The organism is Cellulomonas sp. RIT-PI-Y, assembly GCF_025642745.1.
GTDB lineage: Bacteria > Actinomycetota > Actinomycetes > Actinomycetales > Cellulomonadaceae > Cellulomonas.
In genome coordinates this window covers 91,729-116,123 of the sequence record NZ_JANZKP010000003.1, presented here as the reverse complement: position 1 = coordinate 116,123, position 24,395 = coordinate 91,729, and the positions used below count along the sequence as shown (strand labels likewise).

The 24,395-nt window shown below is 74.9% G+C and carries 25 protein-coding genes; 7 read left to right on the top strand and 18 right to left on the bottom strand.

The features are described from left to right. From OGL89_RS02310 to OGL89_RS02300, 3 genes are all read left to right on the top strand, one after another. The coding region (locus OGL89_RS02310; RefSeq protein ID WP_263118230.1) for a class I SAM-dependent methyltransferase at nt 1-845 on the top strand (845 nt) is incomplete at its 5' end. 23 nt (nt 846-868) lie between these two features. Continuing rightward, on the top strand, nt 869-1,342 hold the full coding sequence (locus tag OGL89_RS02305; protein WP_263118229.1) for a heme-degrading domain-containing protein: 474 nt from the start codon (nt 869-871) through the stop codon (nt 1,340-1,342). Between the two features lie 56 nt (nt 1,343-1,398). Continuing rightward, on the top strand, nt 1,399-1,668 hold the full coding sequence (locus OGL89_RS02300) for a Rho termination factor N-terminal domain-containing protein (protein ID WP_263118228.1): 270 nt from the start codon (nt 1,399-1,401) through the stop codon (nt 1,666-1,668). Between the two features lie 61 nt (nt 1,669-1,729). Here OGL89_RS02300 and aztD read toward each other — a convergent pair whose 3' ends face one another. From aztD to OGL89_RS02210, 18 genes are all read right to left on the bottom strand, one after another. After that, a complete protein-coding gene (gene aztD, locus OGL89_RS02295; RefSeq protein WP_263118227.1) occupies nt 1,730-3,019 on the bottom strand; it encodes a zinc metallochaperone AztD in 1,290 nt (429 codons plus the stop codon). 104 nt (nt 3,020-3,123) lie between these two features. After that, nucleotides 3,124-3,651, bottom strand: a complete 528-nt coding sequence (locus OGL89_RS02290) for a flavin reductase family protein (protein ID WP_263118226.1) — start codon at nt 3,649-3,651, stop codon at nt 3,124-3,126. Next, on the bottom strand, nt 3,648-4,196 hold the full coding sequence (locus OGL89_RS02285) for an NAD(P)H-dependent oxidoreductase (protein ID WP_263118225.1): 549 nt from the start codon (nt 4,194-4,196) through the stop codon (nt 3,648-3,650). The genes OGL89_RS02290 and OGL89_RS02285 overlap by 4 nt, the downstream gene beginning before the upstream one ends. Nucleotides 4,197-4,205: 9 nt before the next feature. Further along, entirely contained in the window at nt 4,206-5,528 is a 1,323-nt protein-coding gene (locus OGL89_RS02280; RefSeq protein WP_263118224.1) for an FAD-linked oxidase C-terminal domain-containing protein, read from the bottom strand. Beyond that, complete coding sequence (locus OGL89_RS02275) at nt 5,525-6,244, bottom strand: alpha/beta hydrolase (RefSeq protein ID WP_263118223.1); 720 nt, start codon at nt 6,242-6,244, stop codon at nt 5,525-5,527. The genes OGL89_RS02280 and OGL89_RS02275 overlap by 4 nt, the downstream gene beginning before the upstream one ends. Then, a complete protein-coding gene (locus tag OGL89_RS02270) occupies nt 6,241-7,080 on the bottom strand; it encodes a sulfurtransferase (RefSeq protein ID WP_263118222.1) in 840 nt (279 codons plus the stop codon). Before OGL89_RS02270 ends, OGL89_RS02275 begins: the two co-directional genes overlap by 4 nt. Further along, a complete protein-coding gene (locus tag OGL89_RS02265; protein ID WP_263118221.1) occupies nt 7,070-7,936 on the bottom strand; it encodes a LysR family transcriptional regulator in 867 nt (288 codons plus the stop codon). Before OGL89_RS02265 ends, OGL89_RS02270 begins: the two co-directional genes overlap by 11 nt. Then, nucleotides 7,933-9,504, bottom strand: a complete 1,572-nt coding sequence (locus OGL89_RS02260; protein ID WP_263118220.1) for an ABC transporter ATP-binding protein — start codon at nt 9,502-9,504, stop codon at nt 7,933-7,935. Before OGL89_RS02260 ends, OGL89_RS02265 begins: the two co-directional genes overlap by 4 nt. Beyond that, a complete protein-coding gene (locus OGL89_RS02255) occupies nt 9,501-10,400 on the bottom strand; it encodes an ABC transporter permease (RefSeq protein ID WP_263118219.1) in 900 nt (299 codons plus the stop codon). The genes OGL89_RS02260 and OGL89_RS02255 overlap by 4 nt, the downstream gene beginning before the upstream one ends. Then, nucleotides 10,397-11,398 carry an ABC transporter permease gene (locus tag OGL89_RS02250; RefSeq protein ID WP_263118217.1) on the bottom strand — a complete coding sequence of 334 codons (1,002 nt, stop codon included), beginning with the start codon at nt 11,396-11,398 and terminating at the stop codon, nt 10,397-10,399. Before OGL89_RS02250 ends, OGL89_RS02255 begins: the two co-directional genes overlap by 4 nt. Next, nucleotides 11,395-13,053 carry an ABC transporter substrate-binding protein gene (locus OGL89_RS02245; protein WP_263118216.1) on the bottom strand — a complete coding sequence of 553 codons (1,659 nt, stop codon included), beginning with the start codon at nt 13,051-13,053 and terminating at the stop codon, nt 11,395-11,397. The genes OGL89_RS02250 and OGL89_RS02245 overlap by 4 nt, the downstream gene beginning before the upstream one ends. A gap of 46 nt (nt 13,054-13,099) precedes the next feature. Continuing rightward, nucleotides 13,100-14,257, bottom strand: a complete 1,158-nt coding sequence (locus OGL89_RS02240; protein WP_263118215.1) for an acyl-CoA dehydrogenase family protein — start codon at nt 14,255-14,257, stop codon at nt 13,100-13,102. Next, the gene (locus OGL89_RS02235; RefSeq protein WP_263118214.1) at nt 14,254-15,429 is read right to left on the bottom strand and encodes an LLM class flavin-dependent oxidoreductase; all 1,176 of its coding nucleotides are present in this window, start codon (nt 15,427-15,429) and stop codon (nt 14,254-14,256) included. The genes OGL89_RS02240 and OGL89_RS02235 overlap by 4 nt, the downstream gene beginning before the upstream one ends. A gap of 356 nt (nt 15,430-15,785) precedes the next feature. Further along, nucleotides 15,786-16,430: a DUF305 domain-containing protein gene (locus OGL89_RS02230; protein WP_263118213.1), complete on the bottom strand. Its 645-nt coding sequence runs from the start codon at nt 16,428-16,430 to the stop codon at nt 15,786-15,788. Further along, nucleotides 16,427-17,068, bottom strand: coding sequence for a DUF3105 domain-containing protein (locus OGL89_RS02225; RefSeq protein ID WP_263118212.1), 642 nt, complete (start codon nt 17,066-17,068; stop codon nt 16,427-16,429). The genes OGL89_RS02230 and OGL89_RS02225 overlap by 4 nt, the downstream gene beginning before the upstream one ends. 120 nt (nt 17,069-17,188) lie before the next feature. Next, nucleotides 17,189-17,902, bottom strand: coding sequence for a YcnI family protein (locus OGL89_RS02220; RefSeq protein WP_263118211.1), 714 nt, complete (start codon nt 17,900-17,902; stop codon nt 17,189-17,191). A gap of 148 nt (nt 17,903-18,050) precedes the next feature. After that, nucleotides 18,051-18,659 carry a hypothetical protein gene (locus OGL89_RS02215; RefSeq protein ID WP_263118210.1) on the bottom strand — a complete coding sequence of 203 codons (609 nt, stop codon included), beginning with the start codon at nt 18,657-18,659 and terminating at the stop codon, nt 18,051-18,053. A gap of 152 nt (nt 18,660-18,811) precedes the next feature. Continuing rightward, entirely contained in the window at nt 18,812-19,375 is a 564-nt protein-coding gene (locus tag OGL89_RS02210) for a TetR/AcrR family transcriptional regulator (protein WP_263118209.1), read from the bottom strand. Nucleotides 19,376-19,451: 76 nt separating this feature from the next. Here OGL89_RS02210 and OGL89_RS02205 point away from each other — a divergent pair, with 76 nt between their 5' ends. Genes OGL89_RS02205 through OGL89_RS02190 form a run of 4 tightly spaced genes read left to right on the top strand, consistent with a single transcriptional unit; the run spans nt 19,452 to nt 24,384 of the window. Next, on the top strand, nt 19,452-21,074 hold the full coding sequence (locus OGL89_RS02205; protein ID WP_263118208.1) for an ABC transporter substrate-binding protein: 1,623 nt from the start codon (nt 19,452-19,454) through the stop codon (nt 21,072-21,074). Between the two features lie 3 nt (nt 21,075-21,077). Then, the gene (locus tag OGL89_RS02200; protein WP_263118206.1) at nt 21,078-22,031 is read left to right on the top strand and encodes an ABC transporter permease; all 954 of its coding nucleotides are present in this window, start codon (nt 21,078-21,080) and stop codon (nt 22,029-22,031) included. Next, nucleotides 22,028-22,822 (top strand): ABC transporter permease, encoded by a 795-nt coding sequence (locus tag OGL89_RS02195; RefSeq protein WP_263118205.1) that lies wholly within the window; start codon nt 22,028-22,030, stop codon nt 22,820-22,822. The genes OGL89_RS02200 and OGL89_RS02195 overlap by 4 nt, the downstream gene beginning before the upstream one ends. After that, nucleotides 22,819-24,384 (top strand): ABC transporter ATP-binding protein, encoded by a 1,566-nt coding sequence (locus OGL89_RS02190; protein ID WP_263118204.1) that lies wholly within the window; start codon nt 22,819-22,821, stop codon nt 24,382-24,384. Before OGL89_RS02195 ends, OGL89_RS02190 begins: the two co-directional genes overlap by 4 nt. The last annotated feature ends 11 nt before the right edge of the window (nt 24,385-24,395 follow it).

The following is a 24,395-nucleotide window of genomic DNA, read 5'->3' as shown; positions in this document are numbered from 1 at the left end:
AGGAGGGCCCGTTCCCGGGGTCGAGCGTCCTGGCGACCGGCGACCGTGGGCAGACCGTGGTGCCGGGGGTGCGGGCGGCGGGCAACGTCACCGACCTCAGCGCGCAGGTGGTGGTCGCGGCGGCCGAGGGGCAGGCGGCCGCGGCGATGATGAACCTGGAGCTTATCGAGGAGGACACGCTCGCCGCGGTCCGGGCCGCCGACCACGAGAAGTTCGCGTCGGCCACGCACGGGCAGCCGCCGACCGGCCGGGCGTTCTGGGAGGAGCGGTACCGGACGGCGCCGCGGGTGTGGTCCGGGCGGCCGAACCGGGTGCTGGAGACCGAGGCGGCCGACCTGGCGCCCGGGACCGCGGTGGACATCGGCGCCGGCGAGGGCGGCGACTCGGTGTGGCTGGCGCTGCGCGGCTGGGACGTGACCGCGGTGGACATCGCGCAGGGCGCGCTGGACCGGGTCGCGGAGTTCGCGGCCGAGCAGGGCGTCGCGGTGCGCACCGAGCAGGCGGACGCCGGCGACTGGGACGCGGACGGCCGGCGGTACGACCTGGTGACCTCGCACTTCCTGCACCCGGAGCCGGGCGGCCGGGACGCGCTGTTCCGGCGGATGGCCGAGGCGGTGGCACCGGGCGGGACGCTGCTGATCGTCGGGCACCACCCGCACGACCGGCACCTGCGCGACGGGCTCGGAGCGCTGGAGGACTGGTTCATGACCGCCGAGCAGATCGCGGCGCTGCTGGACCCGGCCGACTGGGAGATCCAGGTGGCCGAGGCCCGGGACCGGGTGGAGCGGCACGGAGAGCAGGAGCACGACGTGCAGGACGCGGTGCTGCGGGCTCGTCGGCGCTGAGCCGCCGGTGCCATGCTGGCGCCATGACGGAGGATCTGACCCGCCTGGTGGCGGAGGTCGAGCGGCAGGAGCGCGAGCTGCGGTTCGCGACGTTCAGCAACGACGACGCCTGGGAGCTGGGCGGCCTGCTGGTCGCCCTCGCCGCGGAACGGGAGCTGGCGGTCACGGTGGACATCCGCCGGGGGCGCCAGCAGCTGTTCCACGCGGCACGTCCGGGCACGACGCCGGACAACGACAGCTGGATCGAGCGCAAGAGCCGGGTGGTGGAGCGGTTCGGCATGTCCTCCTATCTCGCGGGTCTGCGGCACCGGGCGGCCGGGACGACCTTCGCGGAGAAGCAGGGGCTGCCCGTGCAGGAGTACGCGGCGCACGGCGGGGCGTTCCCGGTGCACGTGGAGGGGGTCGGGATCGTCGGCGTGGTGACGGTCTCCGGGCTGCCGCAGGCCGAGGACCACGCGCTGGTGGTCGAGGCGGTCCGGCGGTTCCTGGACGGCTGAGATGCGGGCGGTCCCGGCCCGGAGGAGAGTCGACGGACACCCGAAGGAGGCCTGCCATGCCCGAACGCGATCCCGGTCCCAGCATCAAGGACAAGGAGCTGTACGAGGAGCTCCGGGACGAGGGGAACAGCAAGGAGAAGTCCGCCCGGATCGCCAACGCCGCCGCGGCCCGTGGCCGCAGCAGTGTGGGGAAGAAGGGCGGGGAGTCCGGTTCCTACGACGACTGGACGGTCGACGACCTGCGCGGCCGGGCCGCCGAGCTGGAGATCGAGGGCCGGTCGACGATGACCAAGGACGAGCTGATCGACGCGTTGCGCTCGCACTGACACGACCGACGGCCCGGTCCCGCGCAGAGGATGCGGGGCCGGGCCGTCGGTCTGCGGAGGATCAGTCCTCGTGCTCCTCGTGCTCGTGCCCCTCGTGCTCGTGCTCCTGCTCGCCGGTGGCGACGGTCAGCTCGTTCGGGGTGACGGTGAGGTCGGCGGAGTTCCAGATCTCGCCGGTCAGGACGTCGACCGCGAGCAGGCGGTCGTTCGCCGGATCGGTGATGTACGCGGTGCCGTCGTGCACCTGGATCGCCGGGCGGGGCTCCTGCCAGTTCTCCGGCTCCTCCCACGCGTCGAGCACCGGCATCGACCGGACCAGCGTGCCGGTCTCGGGGTCGATGACGTGCAGGTTGCCGTCGGTGCCGAGCACCAGGGCCTCGCCGTCGTCATCGCGGGCCAGCGAGCGGAAGGTGTACGAGGAGGGCAGGTCGACCAGGGTCAGGGTCGCGGTACGGGTGTCGATCAGGCTGACCCGGGTCGGGCGCTCCAGGTCGGCGTCCGGGTCGGACTTGTAGTCGCCCAGCACCACCGGCGACTCCTCGGACCCGGCCTGGTTGCCGATCCGGCCGTAGGCGTCGGGGGCCGCGACCTTGCTGATCTGGCCGTCCGTGACCACCAGGGCGCCGTTCTCGCAGCCGATCACGACGACCTCGTCCGCGGCGACGGCCTCGCCGTGCACGCCCGGGCACTGGTCGTTGACCGCGGTCTCGCTGTCGTCGGCGGCCAGCAGCCGGATGCCGGTGCGGGAGTCCTCGTCGCCCTCGGAGACCACGACGCTGCCGTCGGAGAGCTCGACCGCGACGCCGTGGTGCGCCTCGGGGGTGGTGAACTCGCGGCGCTCGGCGTCCGGGTCGGCGATGGCGGCGGAGTCGACGACGGTGACCTGGCCGGTGCCGTCGTCGAAGAGTGCGGTGCGGCCCTCGTGCACGACCGCGTGACCGGGGGTCTCGGCGGCGTAGGTGAGGTCGGTGAGGGTCGGGTCGGCCACGAAGAAGTGGCTGTGGTCGCCGTGCGCCTGGGCCCAGGTCCCGGCGTCGAGCACCCGGAAGCCGCCCTCGGTGGAGACCAGCACGTGGCGGCCGTCGCCGGAGGGGTTGACCCGGTTGAAGCCGGTCAGCTCCAGGTCGGAAACCAGCTCGAGGGTGGTGGCGTCCAGGACCTGGAGGCCGCCGTCGTAGGTGAGCACCAGCCGGGGCTTCAGGCTGGCGGACTCCTGCGAGGCCGAGGTCGGCTCCGGGGTGGTGGACGCGGCCGGGGTGGCGGTGTCCGCCGACTGTCCGCAGGCGGCCAGGAGCAGGGCGGCGGTCAGGCCGGCGCCGAGTGCGGCGAGAGGTCGGGTGCGGGTGTTCATGGTGGTGGGCGCGGGCGGGCCGCGCCGACTCCTTCCCAGAGGTGGCTGTGTGGTGGGAAGGAACTTAGCATGTAATGAGAATCATTCCGAACAGTGATGGAGGGTCACAGGGCGGTCAGCCCGTAGTAGGCCCGGTCCCGGTAGACCAGCGGCTCCGCCTCCGGCCGGGCGGCGTGGGAGAGCGCGCGCACCGACACCAGGTAGCTCGTGCCCACCGGGGTGCGCTGCACCACCCGGCCGCGGACCCAGGACTGCACGCCGTCCAGCACGGGCTCGCCGGTGTCCAGCGAGGACCAGCCGCCGGCGGCGAAGCGGTCGACGCCCCGGGCGGCGAACCGGCCGGACAGCTCGGCCTGGTCGTTGGCGAGGAAGCCGACCACCAGGGTGCGGGCCCGGGACAGTGCGGGCCAGGACGAGGACCCGGAGTCGATGGAGAACGCCAGCAGCGGCGGGTCGGCGGAGACCGAGATCACCGAGGTGGCGGTGAAGCCGACCGGGCCGTCGTCGCCGAGCAGGGTGACCACGGCGACCCCGGCGGCGTGCTGCCGGAACACCGACTTGTACTGCTCGGGCGTGAGCTGCGGCTCGTCCTGCTCTCTCAGATCGGCCTCCAGCTGGTGCAGCGTGGTCATCGGGTCACCTCCAGGGGGACGGCGCGGCGCAGGGCCGGGCCCTCGGTGGACCACCAGGCGTCCAGGTGGTCGTCGAGTGCGGTCAGCTGCCCGGCGGTGATCACCAGGGAGCGGGTGGGCAGGACGGCGCCGAGCTCGACCAGGACGGGTCGCAGGTGGTGCTCGCCGACCAGGGCGTGCGCGGGGTCGCCGGGGATCACCAGCGGGACCGCGACGACACCGGCCAGCCCACGCGGGCCGTACAGGTCGAGGAACGCCTTGAGCAGGCCGGTGAAGGACGCCTTGTGCACCGGGGTCGCGACCACCAGGACCGCGGCGTGGGCGGCCGCGGTCAGCGCGCGGTCCGCGCGGGGGTGCTCCGGGGCCAGCAGCTCCGGGGCGAGATCGGACAGGTCGATCGGATCCGCCGGGGACAGGTCGAGCGCGGTCCCGAGGTAGGCGGCGGTGGCCTGGGCGGCGGCGGCGGTCCGGGAGCCGGGGCGGGGATTGCCGGTGAGGGCGACGACCTGTCGGCCGCCGGTGAGCAGGGTGGACGGGATAGTCATGGGGTCCTCTCAGATCGCCTTGCCGGGGTTCAGCACCCCGGCCGGGTCGAGTGCGTCCTTGATCCGGTGCAGGGTGGTGCGGGCGACCGGGTCGAGCTCGTCGGACAGCCAGCGGCGCTTGAGCGCGCCGATGCCGTGCTCGCCGGTCAGCGTGCCGCCGAGGCGCAGCGCGAGGGCGACGACGGCGTCGACGGCCTCCTGCACCCGGGGCGTGACCTCGCCGTCGTCGGTGAGGACCAGGGGGTGGATGACGCCCTCGCCGGCGTGCGCGAAGGTGAAGACCCGGACCCCGGTGGCGTCGGAGATCGCGGCGATGCCGGTCAGCGCCTCGGCCAGCGCGGTGCGCGGGACCGACACGTCCTCGATCAGCACCCGGCCGAGGCGCTGCACGGCGGGCAGTGCGCCGCGGCGGGTCTCGATCAGGCGCTCGGAGCGGGCCGGGTCGTCGGTCACGTCCACCCGCAGCGCGGTGCCGCGCAGCAGCCCGGCCAGGTCGGTGGCCTCGGCCAGGGCCCCCGGTCCCTCGGTCTGCACCAGGAGGAAGGCGCCCCCGTCGGCGGCCAGCACCGGGTCGACGGCGGCGAGGGTGGCGTGATCGAGGAGTTCCAGCGTCGGCGGCACCGGCCCGGCGGCGGTCACGGTGCGGACTGCGCGGGCCGCGGCGGCGACGTCCGCGAACAGGGCGGCCACGGTGGCGGTCGCGACCGGCTGCGGCTGGAGCCGGACGGTGGCGCGGACCACGATGCCGAGGGTGCCCTCCGAGCCGACGAACAGCGAGGTGAGGTCGTAGCCGGTGACGCTGCGCGGGCCCGAGGTGCCGGTGCGCAGCAGGGATCCGTCGGCCAGCACGACGTCCAGGCCGACCACCGCCTCCCGGGTGCCGCCGTGCCGGGCGCAGCGCAGACCGCCCGCGTTGGTGGCGATGGTGCCGCCGATGCTGGCGATGGCGACGCTGCCCGGGTCCGGGGCGTAGCGCAGACCGTGCGCCGCGGCCGCCCGGTCCAGGTCGGCGACGATCACCCCGGGCTGGACCACGGCGATCCGGGCGTCCGGGTCGACGGACTCGATGGCGTCCAGGGCGGACAGGTCCAGGACGACCTGACCGGCGGTGGCCGACGCGCCCCCGGTCAGACCGGTGCCCGCGCCACGGGGGACCAGGGGCACCTGGTGGTCGGCGGCCCAGCGGACCACGGCCTGGACCTCGGCGACGGTGGTCGGGCGGACCACGGCGTCCGGGGGGTCGCCGACCGACCAGCCGGAGCGGTCGGCCCGGGCGGACTCGCGGGCGGCCGCGGACCGGTCGGTGGGGGCGAGGACGTCCAGGGCGGTCATGCCGGGCTCACGATCACGCCGCCGGCACGCAGGCGCTCCAGGAACAGGACGACGGTGGCGGCGACCGAGCGGTGCTGGACGTCGTTGAGCACGTCGTGCAGGCCGTCGGCGACCAGGGAGACCTCCGCGCCGAGCTCGGTCAGCACCGGCACGGCCTCCGGCGCGGGGCTGATCGGGTCGGCGGCGCCGTGCAGGGCCAGGGTCGGGACACCGAGCGTGCCGGGGGCGACCGGCGCGATCGGCAGGGCGGTGCGCAGCGCCTCGGCGATCCCGCCGCGGGCGGAGCGGGCCAGCACCGCACGGTGGTTCGGGCAGGCGGTGCGCGCGGCGACCTCGGACTCCCAGCTGCCGCCCCAGGCCTGACCGAGCGGACCCGGGCGGACCGGCAGGCCGGCCAGCACGACGGCGTCCGGGCGGGCGCCGTCGCGGACCAGCTGCACGGCGGTGAGCGCCCCGGCGTCCGAGCCGATCAGGACGTGCGGGCCGGGCAGCGTGTCGTCGGCGAGCAGGGCCGCGGCGGTGGCGGGCGCCGCGGGGTCGTCGTCGACCGCGATCACCCGGTACGCGTCCGCCGCGATCCGGCTGCCGAACCGCTGGTAGACCTCGGGCGTCTCACCGCGGCCGACCAGCAGGACCAGGGTGCCGCGCGGTGCGAGGTGCTCCGGCTCGGACCAGGTGCGGGTGGCGGCGGTGGTGCTGGGCTGGGTGACGGTCATCGGGCGGCCTCCTCGGCGGCGAGTGCGGCGGGACGGGTGGGATCGGCGGACCATTCGGACCACGATCCGGGGTAGAGCACCGGGTCCAGCCCGGCGAGGGTCAGGGCGAGTGCCTGGTGCGCGGCGGTGACACCGGAGCCGCAGTAGACGCCGACCGGCGCACCCGGTCGGGCGCCCAGTGCGGTGAAGCGCTCGGTCAGCTCGGCGGCGGGCCGGAACCGGCCGTCGGCGCCGACGTTCTGCGCGGTGGGGGCGCTGACCGCGCCGGGGATGTGACCGGGACGCGGATCGATCGGCTCGACCTCGCCGCGGTAGCGCTCGGCGGCGCGCGCGTCCAGCAGCAGATCGGCGGCGGCGGCGCCGTCGGCGTCCAGGGTGGGCAGGTGGCCCGGGGCGAGGGTGACGTCGCCCGGGTCGACCGCCGGCGTGTCCTGCTCCAGCGGCAGACCGGCGGCGGCCCAGGCGGACAGGCCGCCGTCGAGCAGCCGGACATCGGTGAGTCCGGCCCAGCGCAGCAGCCACCACGCCCGGGCGGCGGACTGCCCCGCGTTGTCGTCGTAGACCACCACCGTGTCGCCGGTGCGCAGGCCCCAGCCCCGGGCGGCGGACTGCAGGTCCGCGACGGCCGGCAGCGGATGACGGCCGGCACGGGACGGCGGGGCGGCCAGCTCGGTGTCCAGGTCGACGTAGACCGCGCCCGGCAGGTGCCCCGCGCGGTAGGCCGGGCGGCCGTCCGGCACCGGCAGCGTCCAGCGGACGTCGAGCAGGCGGACCGGGGCGCCGGAGCCGAGCAGGGCGGCCAGCTCCGGGGCGTCGATCAGGTGGTCAGTGCTCATGGACGGTGCTCCTGGTGAGGGTGGTGAAGAACAGTTCGAGGGCGCCCAGCGCGGCCGCCTCCAGGTCGACGTCCAGCCCGCGCCGGACGGCCAGGTGGATGGAGGCGACACCCAGCGGGGGCAGGTCGGTGCGCTCGACCAGGCCGTCCGGGACCGCACCCGCACTGGGCAGCACGGCGACGCCGAGTCCGGCCCGGGCGGCGGCGATCACGCCCTCGAGGCTGGTGGACTCGGCCGCCAGGTGGACCACCCGTCCGGCCTCGCCCAGCTCGGACATCGCCCGGCGGCGCATGCCGCAGGGCTCCGAGTACGCGACCAGCGGGATCGTGTCGGTCAGCTCCAGACCCGGGTGGGCGAACCAGCGCAGCGGCAGGGTGCCCACCGGGCGTCCCGGGGTCTCCGGTCCGAGCGCGAGCAGCACCGCGACGTCGATCGTGCCGCGGTCGATCGCCTCGGTCATCTGGGTGGAGCGGTCGATGCTGAACTGCACCGGTCGCCCCGGGTAGGCGTCGCGCAGCGCGGTGAGCAGACCGGGCAGCACCTGGTCGGCGGCGGTCTCGGTGGAGCCGATCACCACGGTGCGCCGACCGGCCGCGTCCAACCGGGCCAGCGCGTCGTCGTGCACCGCGAGGATCCGGCGGGCCTCGGCCAGCAGGCGCTCCCCGGCCGGGGTGAACCGGGTGCCGCGCCCGTGCCGCTCGACCAGCGGGGTGTGCAGCCGGCGCTCCAGGCTGCGCACGTGCTGGCTGACGGTGGGCTGGCTCAGGTGCAGGGCGACGGCGGCGCGCCCGAAGCCCCCGCAGTCCGCGATGGCCACGAACGACCGGAGCTGGACCAGGTCCAGGGCGGCGGTCATCGGGCCACCGCCGATCGGCCCGGCACCGCGTCCAGCAGCTCGCGGGTGCGCTCGTGCCGGGGGTCGGTGAAGACCTGGGTGGTGGCCCCGGACTCGACCAGCCGTCCGCGGTGCAGCACCGCGACCCGGTGCGCGACCTGGGCCACCACGGCGAGGTCGTGCGAGACGAACAGGTAGGACACCCCGAGCTCGCGCTGCAGGTCGGCCAGCAGGTCGAGGATCTGCGCCTGCACGGACACGTCCAGGGCGGACACCGGCTCGTCCAGCAGCAGGATCTCCGGGGACAGGGCCAGGGCCCGGGCGATGGCCACCCGCTGGCGCTGACCGCCGGAGAGCTCCGCGGGCAGCCGGGAGAGCGTGTCGGCGGGCAGGCCCACCCGGTCGATCAGCTCGGCGGCGCGGGTGGCCCGGGTCCGCCGGTCGCCGACCCGGAAGGAGACCAGGGGCTCCGCGACCGACTCGGCCACGGTGAACCGCGGGTCGAGGGCGGCGAACGGGTTCTGGTGCACCAGCTGCACCCGGCGGCGCAGCGGTCGCCACTGCTTCCACCCGGCGTCGGTGAGGTCCTGGCCGTCCAGCTCGATCCGGCCGGCGGTGAGCCGTTGCAGGCCGAGGGCGACCCGCAGCGCGGTGGTCTTCCCCGAGCCCGACTCGCCCACCACGGCCAGGGTGCGACCGCGCTGCACGGTGAGGTCCACGCCGTCCAGCACCCGGCCGGAACCGGGGAAGTCGACGGTGGCGCCGGTCAGCCGGAGGACGTCCGGGGCCGGCTCGTCCGGACGGGGCTCGAACCCGCGCAGACCGGGGGCGGCGGCGATCAGGCGTCGGGTGTACGCCTCCTGGGGCTGCCCGACCACGGTGGCGGTGGGGCCGTGCTCGACCACCCGGCCGTCCTGCATGACCACGATCCGGTCCGCGCGGTCGGCGGCCATCGCCAGGTCGTGCGTGATGATCAGCAGCGCGGTCCCGGAGGTGCGGACCTGGTCGACCAGGTGGTCCAGGATCCGGCGTTGCACGGTGACGTCCAGAGCCGAGGTCGGCTCGTCGGCCACCACCAGCCGGGGGCGGCCGGCCAGGGCGAGCGCGATCAGCACCCGCTGCCGCAGGCCGCCGGACAGCTCGTGCGGGTACTGGCGTGCCCGTAGCTCAGGGTCGTCCACTCCGGCCTCGTGCAGCAGCTGCAGCACCTCGACCTGGGCCGTGCGACGCGGCACCCCTCGCAGCCGGACCGCCTCGGCGAGCTGACCCGCCACCCGGCGGGTGGGGTCCAGGCCGACCATCGGGTCCTGCGGGACCAGGCCGATCACCCGGCCGCGCAGTCCGCGGCGCACCCGCTCCCCGGCGTGGGTGACGTCCAGGCCGTCGACCTCGATCCTGCCGCCGGTGATCCGGCCCGCGGCGGGCAGCAGACCGAGCAGGGCGGAGGCGGTGGTGGTCTTGCCGGAGCCGGACTCGCCGACCACGGCCAGGACCTCGCCCGGGGCGATGCTCAGGGACACGCCGCGCACCGCCGGGGCGTGGCGCCGGTAGGTGACCTCCAGGTCGGTGAGCTGGGCGACGGCGGTCATCGGCCGACCTCCTCGACGGTACGGGCCAGGTGGTTCAGTGCCAGGACCAGCAGGCCGACGAACAGGCCGGGCAGCAGGCTCAGCCACGGGCTCGTCACCAGGTAGTTCCGGCCCGCGGAGATCAACGTGCCCCACTCCGCGGCGGGCGGTTCGGCACCGAAGCCGAGGAAGGAGAGCGCCGCCACCGCGATGATCGCGGCGCCGAAGTCCAGCACCGCCAGCACGGCCACCGGACCCCAGGAGTTCGGCAGCACGTGCCGCAGCAGCACCCGGCCCCAGGGAGCGCCGCCGGTGCGGGCGGCCTCCACGTAGGGGAGGGTCTTGACCCGGAGCACCTCGGCCCGGGTGGTGCGGGCGAAGCCGGGGATGATCCCGACGCCGACCGCCACGGCGACCGGGACGGTGCCGAAGCCGACCGCGGTGACGATCGCCAGCGCGAGCAGCAGACCGGGGATGGCCAGCAGCACGTCGACCGCGCGCATCACCAGGGCGTCCACCCAGCCGCCGACGAACCCGCTCAGCACTCCGAGCCCGAGCCCACCGACCAGCGCGATGCCGATCGCCAGGGCGGTGGCCTGGATGGTGAGCGCGCCGCCGTGCAGCACCCGGGAGAACAGGTCCCGGCCCAGCTCGTCGGTGCCGAACAGGTGGGCGGCGCTGGGCGGCAGCAGCTTGTCCGCCGGGGCCGTGGCGTAGGGGTCGGCCGAGGTGAACCAGGCCGGCACGAGCGCGGACAGGATCACGAAGCCGGTGAACGCCAGGGCGATCAGGAAGCCGGGTCGCCGGAGCAGGGCCCGAGCGGTGGCGCGGCGCCGGGCGGAGCGGCCGGTGGCGGTCCGGGCCGGGGCGGCGGCGCGGGCGGCCGCGGTGACCCGGGACTGGGTGAGAGTGGTCATCGTGACCTCGCGATCCGGGGGTCGAGCAACGGGTAGAGCAGGTCGACCAGCAGGTTCACCAGCACGAAGGCGGCGGCGGCCAGCACGACCACGGCCTGCACCACCGGCACGTCCTGGTTCAGCACGGACTCCTGGGCGAGGGTGCCCACCCCCTGCCGGGCGAAGACCGTCTCGGTGACGATCGCGCCGGTGACCGTGCCCCCGACCAGCAGGCCGAGGATGGTCAGCGTGGGCAGGGCGGCATTGCGCAGCGCGTGCCGTCCGATCACCGCGGCCCGGGACAGCCCGGTGGCGGTGGCGGTGGTGATGTACGGCTCCGCGAGCGTGTCGGTCAGGCTGCGGGTCAGCACCTGTGCGAAGGCGGCACCGGTCGGGATCGCCATCGTGACGGCGGGCAGGATCAGCGCCTGCGGCCCGGCCGAGCCGGTGGACGGCAGCCAGCCCAGGCCGAAGGCGAACACCTGGATCAGCAGCAGACCGATCCAGAACGACGGGAACGCCACCCCCGCGGACGGCAGCCGGGTCAGCAGCAGCCGGAGCGGGGACCACCGGACGTAGGCGGCCAGCCAGGCGACCAGCACGCCGCCGCCGAGCGCCAGCAGGATCGCGAGGCCGGAGAGCTGGAGGGTGCCCGGCAGACGCTCGGCGATCAGCTGGGTGACCGGCACCCCCTTGGTGGTGGAGGTGCCCAGGTCCCCGTGCAGCGCGTTCGTCAGCATGGTCCAGTACTGGGTCAGCACCGGCTGGTCCAGGCCGTAGCGGGCCTGGGCCTCGGCCAGCTGGGCCGGCGTGAGCGAGTCCAGCTCGACGTTGTTGGCCGAGAGCACCAGGGCCAGCGGGTCGCTGGGCAGCAGCCACAGGATGACGAAGGTGACGGTGTACGCCGCCCACAGCACCCCGGCCGCCTGCAGGACCCGGCCGGCGATGTACCCGGCCGGCCCCCAGCGCAGGACCCGGGTCCGCGGGACGCCCGGGGCCGCCAGGACCGCCGCGGTCACGGGGTGATCCAGGTGTCGGCGAAGTCCCCGAAGGACTCCGAGGTGAACCGGAAGCCGTGCACCGCCGCCGACACACCCGCGGTCTGCACCCGCTCGAAGGTCGGGAAGGCCAGGGCGTGCTCCAGGTAGTAGTCCTGCAGCTCGGCGTAGACCTCCGACCGGGCCGTGGCGTCCAGCGTGGTGGTGCCCCGGTCGAGCAACGCCTGCACCTCGGCGGTCTGGTCGGCGGTGAGCGCGTTGACCGCCTGCGCCTGGGAGCCGGCGTAGCGGGCATCGACGATCCACTGGATCACGCCCGGGTCGGCGCGGGTGTAGTAGGTGCTGATCAGGTCGTAGTCGCCCGCGGCCAGCACCTCGGACCGCTGGGCCTGGGTGATCACGTTCAGCTCCAGGTCGATGCCGACCGCCTTGAGCTGGTCCTGGATCAGCTGGTCGCCAGCGGAGAACTGCGCGATGACCGGGGTGGACAGGGTCAGCTTCTGGCCGTCCTTGTAGCGGTACCCGTCGTCGCCGAGGGTCCACCCGGCCTCGTCCAGCAGGTCGGCGGCGCCGTCCGCGTCGTAGGCCAGGTCGTCGGTGTGATCCTGGTACGACGGGGTGGTGGTGTCGTAGATGCTGGTCACCGCGGGGTACTCGGTGCCGAAGATGGTCGAGGCGTAGCTGTCCCGGTCGATGGCCTTCTGCAGCGCGAGGCGGACCTGCTCGTCGGCCAGGATCTTCCCGTCCGCGACGTTCGGGTAGTAGGTGTTCGCCGGGCCCGGCAGCGAGCGGCTGACCACCGAGTCGCCGGAGGACTGGATCAGCGCGGTGTCGTTCTCGCTGATCGGATTGCGCGGCCAGGCGATGTCGATCGCGTCCGAGGTGAGCTGGCCGACCCGGACGCTGTCCTCCGCCACGTAGGTGAAGGTGATGCCGTCCAGGTAGGCCTCACCGGAGTGCTCGCGCAGCTCGGAGCCCCAGTCGTAGCCCTCGCGCTTGGTCAGGACGGTCTTCTCCCCGGGGGAGTAGTCCTCGAGCACGAAGGGTCCGGAGCCGACCACGTCCCCGAGGCAGCGCTCCTCCGGGGTCGCCTGGTACGACGAGGCGGCCAGGATCGCCAGGTTGGTGGTCGACGTGCCTTGCAGGAAGGCCGAGTTCGGCGTGCTGAAGTGCACGACCACGGTGTCCCCGTCGACGACCTCGGTGGAGTCGTAGCCCGCCAGGTACACCGCGCCGTAGGCGGTGGGCAGCTGCTCCAGGGTGGCGGCGCCGGAGTCGAAGGCCAGCTTGACCGAGTCGGCGGTGAACGCGGTGCCGTCCGAGAACGTCACGTCGTCCCGCAGATCGAAGGTGTAGGACAGGCCGTCGTCGGAGACCTGCCAGTCGGTGGCCAGCCACGGGACCAGCTCACCGGTCTCGGGGTCCTGGTCGGTGAGCGAGTCGGCGAAGTTCCGGATCACGGTGCGGTGCTCGATCCAGTAGGTCTGGAACGGGTCGACGCAGGCGAAGGCGGCGTTGTCGGGGAAGAACGCGACGTCGAGGGTGCCGCCGGAGACGGGGTCGCCCGCGTCCTCGGTGGGGTCGGTGCCGGTGGCGCCCGCGGTGGAGCAGGCGGCGAGCAGGGCGGTGACGGCGGTGGCGGACGCCAGGGTGGCGAAGCGGCGGCTGAGGGTCATCGGTCGGTCCTCTGGGATCGGTCGGTGCGAGGTGGGGCGGGAGGGGTCACTCGGCCAGCAGGTGGCGGCCGGTGGCGAGCAGGGCGGCGTCCTCCTGCGGCGGGTGGACGCGGGCGGCGAGCACGTCACGCAGGTGCCGCTCCAGCGGGTGGTGGCGGGTGAGCGCGGGGTTGCCGAGCGCGGCCACGGCGGTCTGCACCGCCTCGATCGCGCCGCGGGTGGCGAGCACCTTGGCCAGGCCGAACCGCCGGGTCGCACCCGGGTCCCCGGCGTCGGCACGGGCGGCCAGGCCGAGCAGCAGTTCCTCGGCCTGGACCAGCAGCGCCTCGACCTGGCCCGCCGTCTGCTGGATGTGCTCGGTGGTCGCGATCGGGCGGCCGAGCGAGGTCGGCACCCGGTCCCGGGCGAAGCGGTGCAGGAAGGTCTGCGCCGCCCGCCCGACCCCGACGTAGAGGGCGGGCAGTCCGAGCGCGATCACGCCGGGGAAGTCCTGCCGGGACAGCCGGGACTGCGGGACGCCCCGGAAGTGGTCGGCCGGGATCCGGACGTCGGTGTAGATCACGTCGTGGGTGCTGGTCGCGCGCTGGCCGAGGTGGTCCCAGGTGCGCTCCACCCGGACGCCCGGGTCGTCGCCGGGCACGATGGCGTGCGCCAGCTCGGGCTCGCCGGAGGGGCCGTCGTGATGGACCGCCCAGACCAGGTGGTAGGCCAGTCCCTCCGACCCGGTGGCGAAGCCCTTGCGACCGGAGAGCAGCCAGCCGTCGCCCTCCCGGCGGACCGTGGTGGCCGGCAGGCCGCCGCGGGCGGGAGCCCCCCACTCCGGCTCGGCCCGTACCGCGTTCAGCAGCACCGGGGCGTCCACCGAGCGGGCGACGACCTCGCGGTAGAGCTCCTCGGGCCACCACGGCGATCTGTCCTGCGCGGCGTGCTGGCCGACCGTCATCGCCACGATCAGGGCGACGGCGGGGTCGCCCGCACCCAGGGCCTCGAACACCCGGACCGCGTCGACCGCGGACAGGCCGGGTCCGCCGTGGCGGGGGCCGATGCCGAGGGTGAGCAGGCCGGCGTCGTGCACGGTGTGGATCCCGGCCCAGGGGAACTCGGCGGTCCGGTCGTGCTGCTCCGCGGTGGCGGCCAGGGCCTGGGTGACCCGGGCGAGCGCGGCGTCGGAGAGGTCGGGGACCGCCGGGGCCTCGACGGTCATGCCGGCACCGCCACGGACTCCAGCGGCGGCTGCGCGACGATCTGGCCGCGGACCCCGGTGGCCTCGCGGTGGGCCAGCTCCTCGCGGACCAGCGGGATCAGGTAGCGGCCGTAGTCGATCGCGTCGTTGAGGTTGTCGTAGCCGCGGATCGAGATCAGCTCGGCGCCGAGGTCGACGTAGTCGAGGATCGCGGCGGCGACGGTCTCCGGGGTGCCGACCAGTGCGGTGGACGCGCCGCGGGCGCCGGTGGCGCTGGCGGTCGGGGTCCACAGGGCGCGGTCGTGCCGGTCGCCGCGGGCCGCGATCTCCAGCAGCCGCTGGGAGCCGACGTTGGCGGGCCCGGTGCCGGACGGGGTCTGCACCCACAGGCCGCCCCGGTGCCCGCTGGGCTGGCCCGCGCCGGGGGCGCCGGACCTGCTCTGCAGGATCTCCAGCGTGCGCTCGGCCTTCTCCCAGGCCAGCTCCTCGGTCGGCGCGATGATCGGCCGGAACGTCACCCAGGTGCGCGGGGTGTCGGTGCGGCCGGCGGAGCGGGCGGCGTCCGCGATCCGGTCGATCTGCTGCTGGGTGTCCTTCAGCGGCTCGCCCCACAGGCCGAAGATGTCCGCCAGCGCGCCGCCCTGGGCGTAGGCCTCCGCCGAGGACCCGCCGACCGACACCGGGATGGTGCCGTTCACCGGCCGGACCCGGGAGACGAAGTCCTCGAAGGAGTAGTAGGTCCCTGCGTGGTCGAAGGGCTCGGTCTCGGACCAGACCCGGCGCAGGATCCGGATGTACTCCTCCTGGCGGGCGTAGCGCTCCGGCTTGGTCAGGCGATCGCCCTCGCGGGCCTGCTCGTGGTCGTCGCCGCCGGCGATGAAGTGCACCACCGCACGGCCGCCGGAGAGCTGGTCGAGGGTGGCCAGCGCCTTGGCCGCGACGGTCGGGTACACGGTGTTGGGCCGCAGGGCGACGATCGGGCGCAGGTGCTCGGTGACCTGCGTGAATGCCGAGGCGATGGTGAACGGGTCGTGGCCCGCGGACCCGTAGGGGACCAGGGAGTAGTCGAAGCCGCCCTCCTCCAGGATCCGGGCGTAGCGGCGCAGGTAGGCGGGGTCGATGGCGCTCTCCCGCAGGCCGTTGACCTCGTTGGCGGGGTTGACGTTGATGGCGGAGATGAACTCGACGGGCATGGCTGTCCTCCGGGACATGGGTGTGCGGAAGGCGCACGCCGGACGTGGGCGTGCGAAGGGGGTGGCCTGAGGGTCGAGGTCAGGCAGGGGCGCGCGGGGTCAGATCCGCCGCGGCGGGACGGTCAGCGGTGACTCGTCAGCGACAACAACAGGGGCGCACGTCGGCGCCGGGGGCCCCGGAGATCGGGGCGCGGGAACGACCGGGCACCGGTGCGCTCAGCGCCCGGTGTCCGAGGGGTCGGTTCCACGTCATGGCGGACACGCTAAGCGCGACCGGGCGTGGTCGTCCAACAGTGTTCTGTCATGTGGACTGATCGGGGTTCCCGATCAGTGGGACAGATGTGTCCGTCAGGTGGTCAGTCGACCGGGCCGCCGCGCGCGGTCAACATGTCGTGCAGCACGGTCAGCTCCTTCTCCTGGAACGTGACCACGCCGTTCGCCAATGCCACGACCTGGGGCATCCGGGCGTGGTCGACGGCGTACTGCGCCATCTGCACCCCGCCCTCGTGGTGCGGGATCATCAGCTGGAGGAAGAGCCGGTCAGCCTCGGTGCCGTCGGCTGCGGTCAGCCGGGCCAGGTCCGCGCCGGACACCCAGCCGGGCATGTCCGCGTACGAGCCGGTGGCGGCGGACGCGGTGTGGGCGTGCGAGCCGTCGGTCATCCAGGCCATCGGGGCGGTGCTGCTCGCCGCCGGCAGCCCCCAGGTGCTGAGCCAGCCGGCCATCTGCCCGATCTGGTTCTGCTGGGTGAGCAGGATGTCGAGTGCGACCGTCCGGACCTCCTCGTCCGTGCTGCGGTCGCGGATCAGCACCGCGAGCTGCACGGCCTGGGCGTGGTGCGCCTGCATGTCCCGGGCGAAGCCCGCGTCCACCGATCCCTCGGCGGGGACGGCGAGCGCGGGCTGCCGGGCGAGCAGGGCGCCGATCAGGGCGCCGACGGCCAGGGTGGCGACCAGCAGGATCAGGACGACACACCGGCGCGGCACGGCGGACTCCGTCACGCAGGCACACCCACGCCGTTGGAGCAGGGCGCGCCGACCTCGGAGAGCTCCGGGTTCAGCAGGTACTTCTGCAGGAAGGTGGCCAGGCGCGGGTCGGAGGCGTCGTCGACCTCGAGCTGGTAGCCCCAGGCGCTGATCGCGACCGGCGAGTCCATGTCCTCGTACGGGCTGACCACGACGTAGGACTGGCCCTCGGCCATCGCCTGCAGGGTCGTCACCTGGTCGGCGGGCAGATCGGGGGAGTAGGTGATCCAGACCGCGCCGTGCTCCAGGGCGTGCACCGCGTTCTCGTTCGGCACCGGCTCGGTGTAGACGCCGCAGTTCAGCCAGGCGGCGTTGTGGTCGCCGCCCGCGGGCGGGGTCTGCGGGTAGTCGACGGTGGTGCTCACATGGTTGAACGTGAGGCCGTCGATCACCTCGACGCCCTCGATGTCCTGCGCGGCGGCGGTGTCCAGGGCTGCCTGGTCGCGGCCGGCGTCCCAGATCACGGCGATGCTGATGCCGATCAGGCCCAGCACCAGCACTCCGGCGATCGAGCCGTAGAGCCAGGTGCGGCGGGTCTTGCTGCGCTGCTGCTCGGCACGGACGGCGGCCAGGTGGGCCTGGCGCTCGGCCGCTGTGGGTCGGCGGTCGGGCATGACGTCTCCTCGGGGTCGGGACCTGCGTCCGGGGGAGACTACTTGAAAAGTCAACGAATCAACAGACCGAGGCCGGGAGTGCACGGAGGCAGGGCCCGCCTTCGTGCACTCCCGACGGGGTCAGGACGAGCGGCGGGCCCGTCCGGTCAGGACCAGGGCGAGGGCGGCGACGCCCGCGAGCAGGCCGAGACCGCCGAGCCAGCGGCCCAGGGGGTCCGGTGCGGCGGTCGTCGTGGCGCCGTCCGCCGTGGTGGTGGTCTCCGCGGTCGGCTCCGCGGCGGGGGAGTCGTCCTCGACCGCCGCCGTGGTGGTGAACTCGGGAGCCGGGCTCTCCGGCTCGGTGCCGTCGGTGCTGACCTCGTCCCAGTCGACGACGCTGCCGTCGCTGTAGGCCTGGTGGGTGGGCAGCACCAGGTCGATCCCGGCCTCCGGCAGCGGACCGGTGGACAGCTCGAACTGCTGGAACTCACCGTCGCCGATCCCGCCGTCGGTGGCGGTCCACACCACCTGGAGCGGGGCCTGGGTCAGCGTGGCGCCGTTCACCTCGACCGGCTCGGGCAGGGCGCCGGTGATCACCTCGGCGGTCCAGCCGGGCACCGGTTCGGTGGCGACGTAGGTGAGCGGGGTGTCGGTGGGCAGATCGACGGTGACGCCGACGGTCGCGGCGTCCGGCGACTCGTTGGGCACCCGGACGGTGAGGATCGCGTAGCTGCCCGCGGCGGTGGTGTCCGGGGTGATGTGCACGTGCGCGGAGGCGGCGGTCGCGGTCAGCGCGAGGACGGCGCCGGTCGCGGCGGTGGTGGCGAGCAGACGGGCGGTGCGGTGCGTGGTCATGGTGGGTCCTTCGACAGGGGGCCGCGGGTGCGGCCGGGTACAGGTGGGTGCACCGGTCGGCGCTGACCCGGGTGCGCTGCCGACCCGGACGCGCGGAGTTCGGCGCGGACGGGTGGGGCGGATGGGTCGCGGGGTCGGACCGGTGTGATCAGGCGGTGAGCAGGGCGACCGGTGGCCCGCGCAGCCCGCGGCCGCCGAGGGTGACCGAGTGCGCCGGGTGCCGCACGGCGCGGGTGGCGGGCGCGGGCGTGCGCCGCGGGCTGCTCGGCAGGGGTCCGCCCAGCAGGGGCAGCAGGGCGAGCCAGCGGCGGTGCAGGCCGATCAGGCCCCGCTCCACCGCGAGCAGCAGGGCCACGGTGAGCGCGGCGGCGAGCAGGTGGGCGGCGAGCATCAGCCCGCCGTCGACCGGGTGCGTGCCGGGTCCGGCGCCGGGATGCGCGTGCAGCAGGGTGCGGACCACCACGGTGGTGTGGTGCCCGGTGCCGGGCGTGATCGTGGTCGGGCCGGACAGCCAGGCCAGGCCGTGGTGCAGGCCGAGCTGGGCCGCCGCCGCGAACGGGAGCAGGGTGCGGGCGCGCAGTCGCCGCCGGGCTAGGACGGCCGAGCCGATCAGCACCGGCACGCCGAGCAGGGCCAGAGCGGCCGCGCCCGGCGCCGAGCCCCCGGCCAGCAGGTGACCGAGCAGCGCCAGCGCCGTGACCGTCCCGGCGACCGCGAGCAGACGCCAGCCGCGCACGGCGGTGTCGGCGGAGCTCACGCCCCGGACGCTACCCGGACCCGGGACCTCCGTCCCAGCCGGCCGACTCGGCGACTGCGGAGAAGTCGTCGCGGTACGGGCGATATGGGCGACGAGTTCTCCGCACTCGGCGGGTGGCGTGAGCGTGAGGGCAGGGTGCGGGTGGGTGCGGGTCAGGAGAAGGCGCGGCCGACCGGGGTCAGGGCGCGGCCGAGCAGGTCCGGCAGGCTGGTGCGGGAGGCCCCGGCGCGGGACCACTCCTGGACGGCGGCGATCAACGCTCCGGCCCAGGCGGTGCAGGCGACCCGGGCGTGCAGGGGGTCGAGGCCGGCCGCGGCGGGGCGGAGCGCGTCGGCCACGGCGATGGTGCGCCGGGCGGCCGCCAGCCGCAGCTCCTCGCCGAGGCCCATCGCGTCGCTCTGGGTGAACGCCAGGGCCACGTGGTCGGCGGGCAGGTCCCGGGCCAGGCGCAGCAGGGCGGCGCGCGGGTCGGCGGGGTCGGCCGTCAGGTCGGCGCGCAGCCGGTCGACCAGCTCGTCGAAGCTCGCCCAGAGCAGGTCGCTCTTCCCGCCGAAGTAGTTGAAGAAGCTGGAGCGGCTCACCCCCGCCCGGCGAGTGATGTCGGCGACCGAGGTGGCGGCGTACCCCTGCTCCAGGAACAGCTCGCCGGCTGCCTCCTCGAGCATGGCCCGGGAGGAGGCGTGCGGGCGGCCGGCCCGGCGTGTGGGGATCGTCACGACACCCATGCTAGCCAGGGCCGTTATTGTTGGACCCGGTTCAACAACTCCCCGATCCGTCGAAAGCAGGACCCTCGTGGCCCGTCAGTCGCTCGTCGCCCTCGCCGTCGTCCCGGTCCTGCTCGTGGCCGCCTGTTCCGGGGCCACGTCCGAGGACGCCACCCCGCAGGACGGCGGGACCCTGGTGTACGCCACCGGGGACGCCGAGCCGACCTGCCTCGACCCGCACGTCGGCGGCAACTACCCGCAGGCGCTGATCAGCACCCAGTACCTCGAGCCGCTGGTCGGCCGGTCCGAGGACGGCACGATCCTGCCCTGGCTCGCGAGCGCGTGGGAGGTGAGCGACGACGGTCTGACCTGGGACTTCACCCTGGAGAACGGGGTGACGTTCACCGACGGCACGCCCTTCGACGCCGATGCGGTGCGGGTGAACATCGAGCACCTGCAGGACCCGGACACCGGATCGTCGACCGGCTACCTGGCGGTGCAGAAGGTCGCGTCGGTGGAGGCGGTCGACGCGACGCACGCACGGTTCCACCTGACCGAGCCGGACTCGGCGCTGCTGGAGTCGCTGAGCCAGCAGTGGACCGCGATGGAGTCGCCGGCCGGCATCGAACGCGGGATGGACGCGAACTGCGCGGCACCGGTCGGCACCGGGCCGTTCGTGGTGGACAGCTGGACGCCGCAGCAGCAGGTCGACCTGGTGCGCAACGACGACTACGCCGGGCTGGACCCGGAGGCCGGGCACGACGGTCCCGCGTACGTGGAGCAGATCGTCTGGCGGTTCATCCCGGACGCCGCCACCCGCTACGCCGCGCTGCGCTCCGGTGAGGTGCAGATGATCGACAACCCGCAGCCGGACGCGGTCGCCGCCGCCGGCGGGGACAGCGACATCGCCCTGATCGACGCCCCGCGGCCCGGGGCCTCCAACCGGATCGAGCTGAACGCGGCGCAGGCGCCCTTCGACGACATCCGGGTCCGGGAGGCGTTCGTGCGGTCGGCGGACATCGACGCCGGGATCGACACCCTGTTCGCCGGGACGGTGCAGCGGTCCAGCTCGGTGCTGTCCAGCGTGGAGCCGGACGTGTACTCCGAGCCCGATCTGTTCACGGTCGACCTGGACCGGGCGAACGAGCTGCTGGACGAGGCCGGGTGGACCGAGCGGGACGCCGACGGCTACCGCACCAAGGACGGCGAGCGGCTGACCGTGCGGTTCCCGGTCAGCACCAACCAGTCGGTGGCGGCCGAGCAGTCGCTGTTCGAGCAGATCCAGGCCGGGGCCAAGCAGGCCGGGTTCGACGTGGTGCTGACCCCGCTGGACCTGTCCGGCTGGTACGCCGCGCTCGGCGCCCACGAGTACGAGGCGGTCAGCGCGCCGTACACCAAGGTCGGCCCGGACGTGCTGCGGATCCTCTACCACTCGGACGGCACGGTGCCCGCGCCGAGCGGCTACTTCGCCAACCACGCGGAGCTGACGGACCCGGCCCTGGACGACCTGCTGGACCGCGCGGCGACGACCTCGGACGCCGACGAGCGATCCGAGCTCTACCAGCAGGCGCAGCAGACCATCCTGGAGAGCTACACGGTGCTGCCGCTCTACGACCAGCTCAACCGGTTCCTGGTCCGCGACGCGGAGGGGGTGCGCACCCTGAACACGGTCGCGACGCCGACCTTCCTCGACGCGCGCGTCCTGTCCTGAGCGGTGGCCTGGCTGCGCTGGGCGCTGGCCCGGATCGGTTCCGCCCTGCTGGTGGCCTGGGTGGTCGCCACCGTGGTGTTCTTCGCGCTGCGGGCGGCGGGCGGTGACCCGACCGAGGCGATCCTCGGCGGACCCGGGTCGCAGGCCGGCCCCGAGGCGGTCGCCGCGGCCCGCGCGGAGTACGGGCTCGACCGGCCGCTGGTGGTGCAGTACCTGACCCAGCTCTGGCGGGTGCTGACCTTCGACCTCGGCGACTCCTACGCCCGGCGGGTGCCGGTCGGCGACCTGCTCGCCGAGCAGCTGCCGGGGACGTTCCTGCTCGCGGTGCTCGCGCTGGTGCTGGCCTGGGTACTGGCGCTCGCGGTGGCGACGGCGGCGGTCGGGGCGCGGGGCCCGGTGGGCCGGGCGTGCGCCGCCGTGCTGCGCGGGGTCGAGGTGGTGGCCGCGGTGGTCCCGCACTTCTGGCTGGGCGCGGTGCTGATCCTGGTGTTCTCCACCACCCTCGGCTGGTTCCCGGCGACGAGCTCCGGCAGCGACCCCGCGGGGCTGGTGCTGCCGACCGTGACGCTGGCGGTACCGGTCGCCGGGTTCCTCGGGCAGCTGATCCGGGACGCGGTGCTCGAGGCGGAGACCGCGCCGTTCGCGGTGACCGCCCGGGCTCGCGGCGGGTCGGCGGTCGGGGTGCTGTGGCGGCACAGCCTGCGGCACGGGGTGCTGCCGGCGGTCGCGCTCTCCGGCTGGGCCTTCGGGTCGCTGCTGTCCGGAGCGGTGGTGGTGGAGACGCTGTTCGGCCGGCCCGGTCTGGGCCGGCTGCTGCTGGACGCGACGCTCAGCCGGGACGTGCCGGTGGTGATCGGCGCGGTGCTGGTGGTGGCGCTGGCGTACGTCGTCGTGATGCTGGTGGTCGACCTGCTGGAACGGGTGCTGGATCCGCGGGTGCCGGAGGTCGTGGCATGACCGGGCGGGTGAGCACCGCGCTGTCGACGGCGGTCGTCGCGCTGATCGCGGTGGCCGTGGTGTGGCCGGGGCTGCTCGCGCCCGGGGACCCGACCGCCGTCGACCCGCTGTCGGCGTTCGCGTCGCCCGGGCCGGGGCACTGGCTGGGCGCGGACGAGTCGGGCCGCGACCTGTGGACCCGGGTGGTGCACGGGGCGGCGGCGTCGGTGGGGATCGGCGCCGCGGCGACCGGGATCGGGGTCGGCGCCGGGCTGGTGCTCGGGCTGGCCGCCGGGCTCGGACCGCGCTGGCTGGACGCCGCGGTCGGCCGGGTGATCGAGGTGCTGTTCGCGCTGCCCACCCTGGTGCTGGCACTGCTGCTGGTCGCCGTGCAGGGAGCCGGGGTGCGGTCCTCCGTGCTGGCGGTCGGGGCGGCGACCGCACCGGGGTACGCCCGGATCCTGCGCGCCCGGGTGCGCACGGTGGCGGCCTCCGGCTACGTGGAGGCCGCGCGGTTGGAGGGACACGGCCGGGTCCGGGTCGTGGTGCGGCACGTGCTGCCGAACACCCTGTGGCCGCTGGTGTCCGTGGCGACGCTCGGGATCGGGCAGGCGGTGGTGTGGGTGTGCGCGCTGAGCTTCCTGGGCCTGGGGGCCCTGCCGCCGTCGCCGGAGTGGGGCGCGATGCTGAACGCCGGCCGGCTGTACCTGGACTCGGCGTGGTGGCTGACCGTGGTGCCCGGCACCGCGATCACGCTGACCGCCGCCGCCCTCACGGTCCTGGGCCGGCGGATCGGGCGGGTGTCGGCATGACCGGGCCGGTGCTGGACGTGCGCGGCCTGCGGGTCGCCTTCGACCGGCCGGTGCTGCGCGGGGTGGACCTGCGGATCGCGCCGGGGGAGTGCGTGGCGGTGGTCGGCGGCTCCGGGGCGGGCAAGTCGGTGCTGGCCCGGGCCCTGGTCGGGCTGGAACCGTCCGGGTCGGAGCACTTCCGGCTGCTCGGCCGGGACGCCCGCGGGTTCGGGGCGCGGCAGTGGCGGTCCGCCCGGGGCCGGGACGTGGGCCTGGTGCTGCAGGACGCACTCGGCTCGCTGGACCCGCTGCGGACGGTCGGCGCGGAGGTGGCCGAGGCGATCGCGATCCGCCGGCCCCGGGACGGCTCCGGGCGACCCGATCCCCGGCTGCCCCGTGCCCGACGTGACGCCCGGGTGCGTGAGCTGCTGACCCGGGTCGGGCTGCCGGAGCCGGAGCTGCGCGCCCGGCAGCGATCCGGCCAGCTGTCCGGCGGGATGCGGCAGCGGGCGCTGATCGCCGCGGCGCTCGCCGCCGCTCCGCCGCTGCTGATCGCGGACGAGCCGACCACCGCCCTGGACGCCACGGTGGCGGCCCGGGTGCTGGGCCTGCTGGCCGGGCTGCGCGACGCGGGGACGGCGATCCTGTTGATCAGCCACGACCTGGCGGCGGTCTCCCGGGTCGCGGACCGGGTGCTGGTGCTGGACGACGGCCTGGTGGTCGAGTCCGGCACGGTGGCCGAGGTGGTCGGTGCGCCCCGGCACGAGGTCACCCGCCGACTCGTGGCGGCGGCCCGGCTGCCCGAGGGACCGGGACCGGTGCCGGAGCCCGGCGAGCCGGTGCTGGTGGGCCGTGGGCTGCGCCGGCAGTTCCCGCTGCCCGGCGGGGCGACCGTGACCGCGGTCGACGACGTGGACGTGGAGCTGCGCGCCGGGGAGGCGCTGGGCCTGGTCGGCGAGTCCGGGTCCGGCAAGACCACGCTGGCCCGGCTGCTGCTGGCGGCGGACACCCCGGACGCCGGGACGGTGGAGCTGGACGGCGGGCCGTGGTCCGGGGCGCCCGAGTCCCGGCGGCGGGCCCGCCGGTCGGCGATCCGCTGGGTGCCGCAGGATCCGTTGGGGTCGATGGACCCCCGGCTGACGGTCGGCGCGGTGCTGCGGGACGCGGGGGCACGGGACGTCGACGCCCTGCTGCGCCGGGTGCACCTCGACCCGGCGCTGGCCGCCCGGCGACCGCGCACCCTGTCCGGCGGTCAGCGTCAGCGGGTGGCGATCGCGCGGGCGCTCGCGGCGGAGCCCCGGGTGCTGGTGCTGGACGAACCGGTGTCGGCGCTGGACGTCCAGGTCCAGGCGGCGGTGCTGGACCTGCTGGTCGAACTGCGCCGGGAGACCGGCGTCTGCCTGGTGCTGGTGTCGCACGACCTGGGGGTGATCCGGCGGGTGTGCGACCGGGTGCTGGTGATGAGCCGGGGCCGGGTGGTGGAGTCCGGGCCGGTGGCCGAGGTGTTCGCGGCACCGCGCGAGCCGCTCACCCGAGAGCTGCTCGCGGCCCGGGGGTTGTCGATCGACGGCGCTGCGTGGTGAGGTAAGCCTTC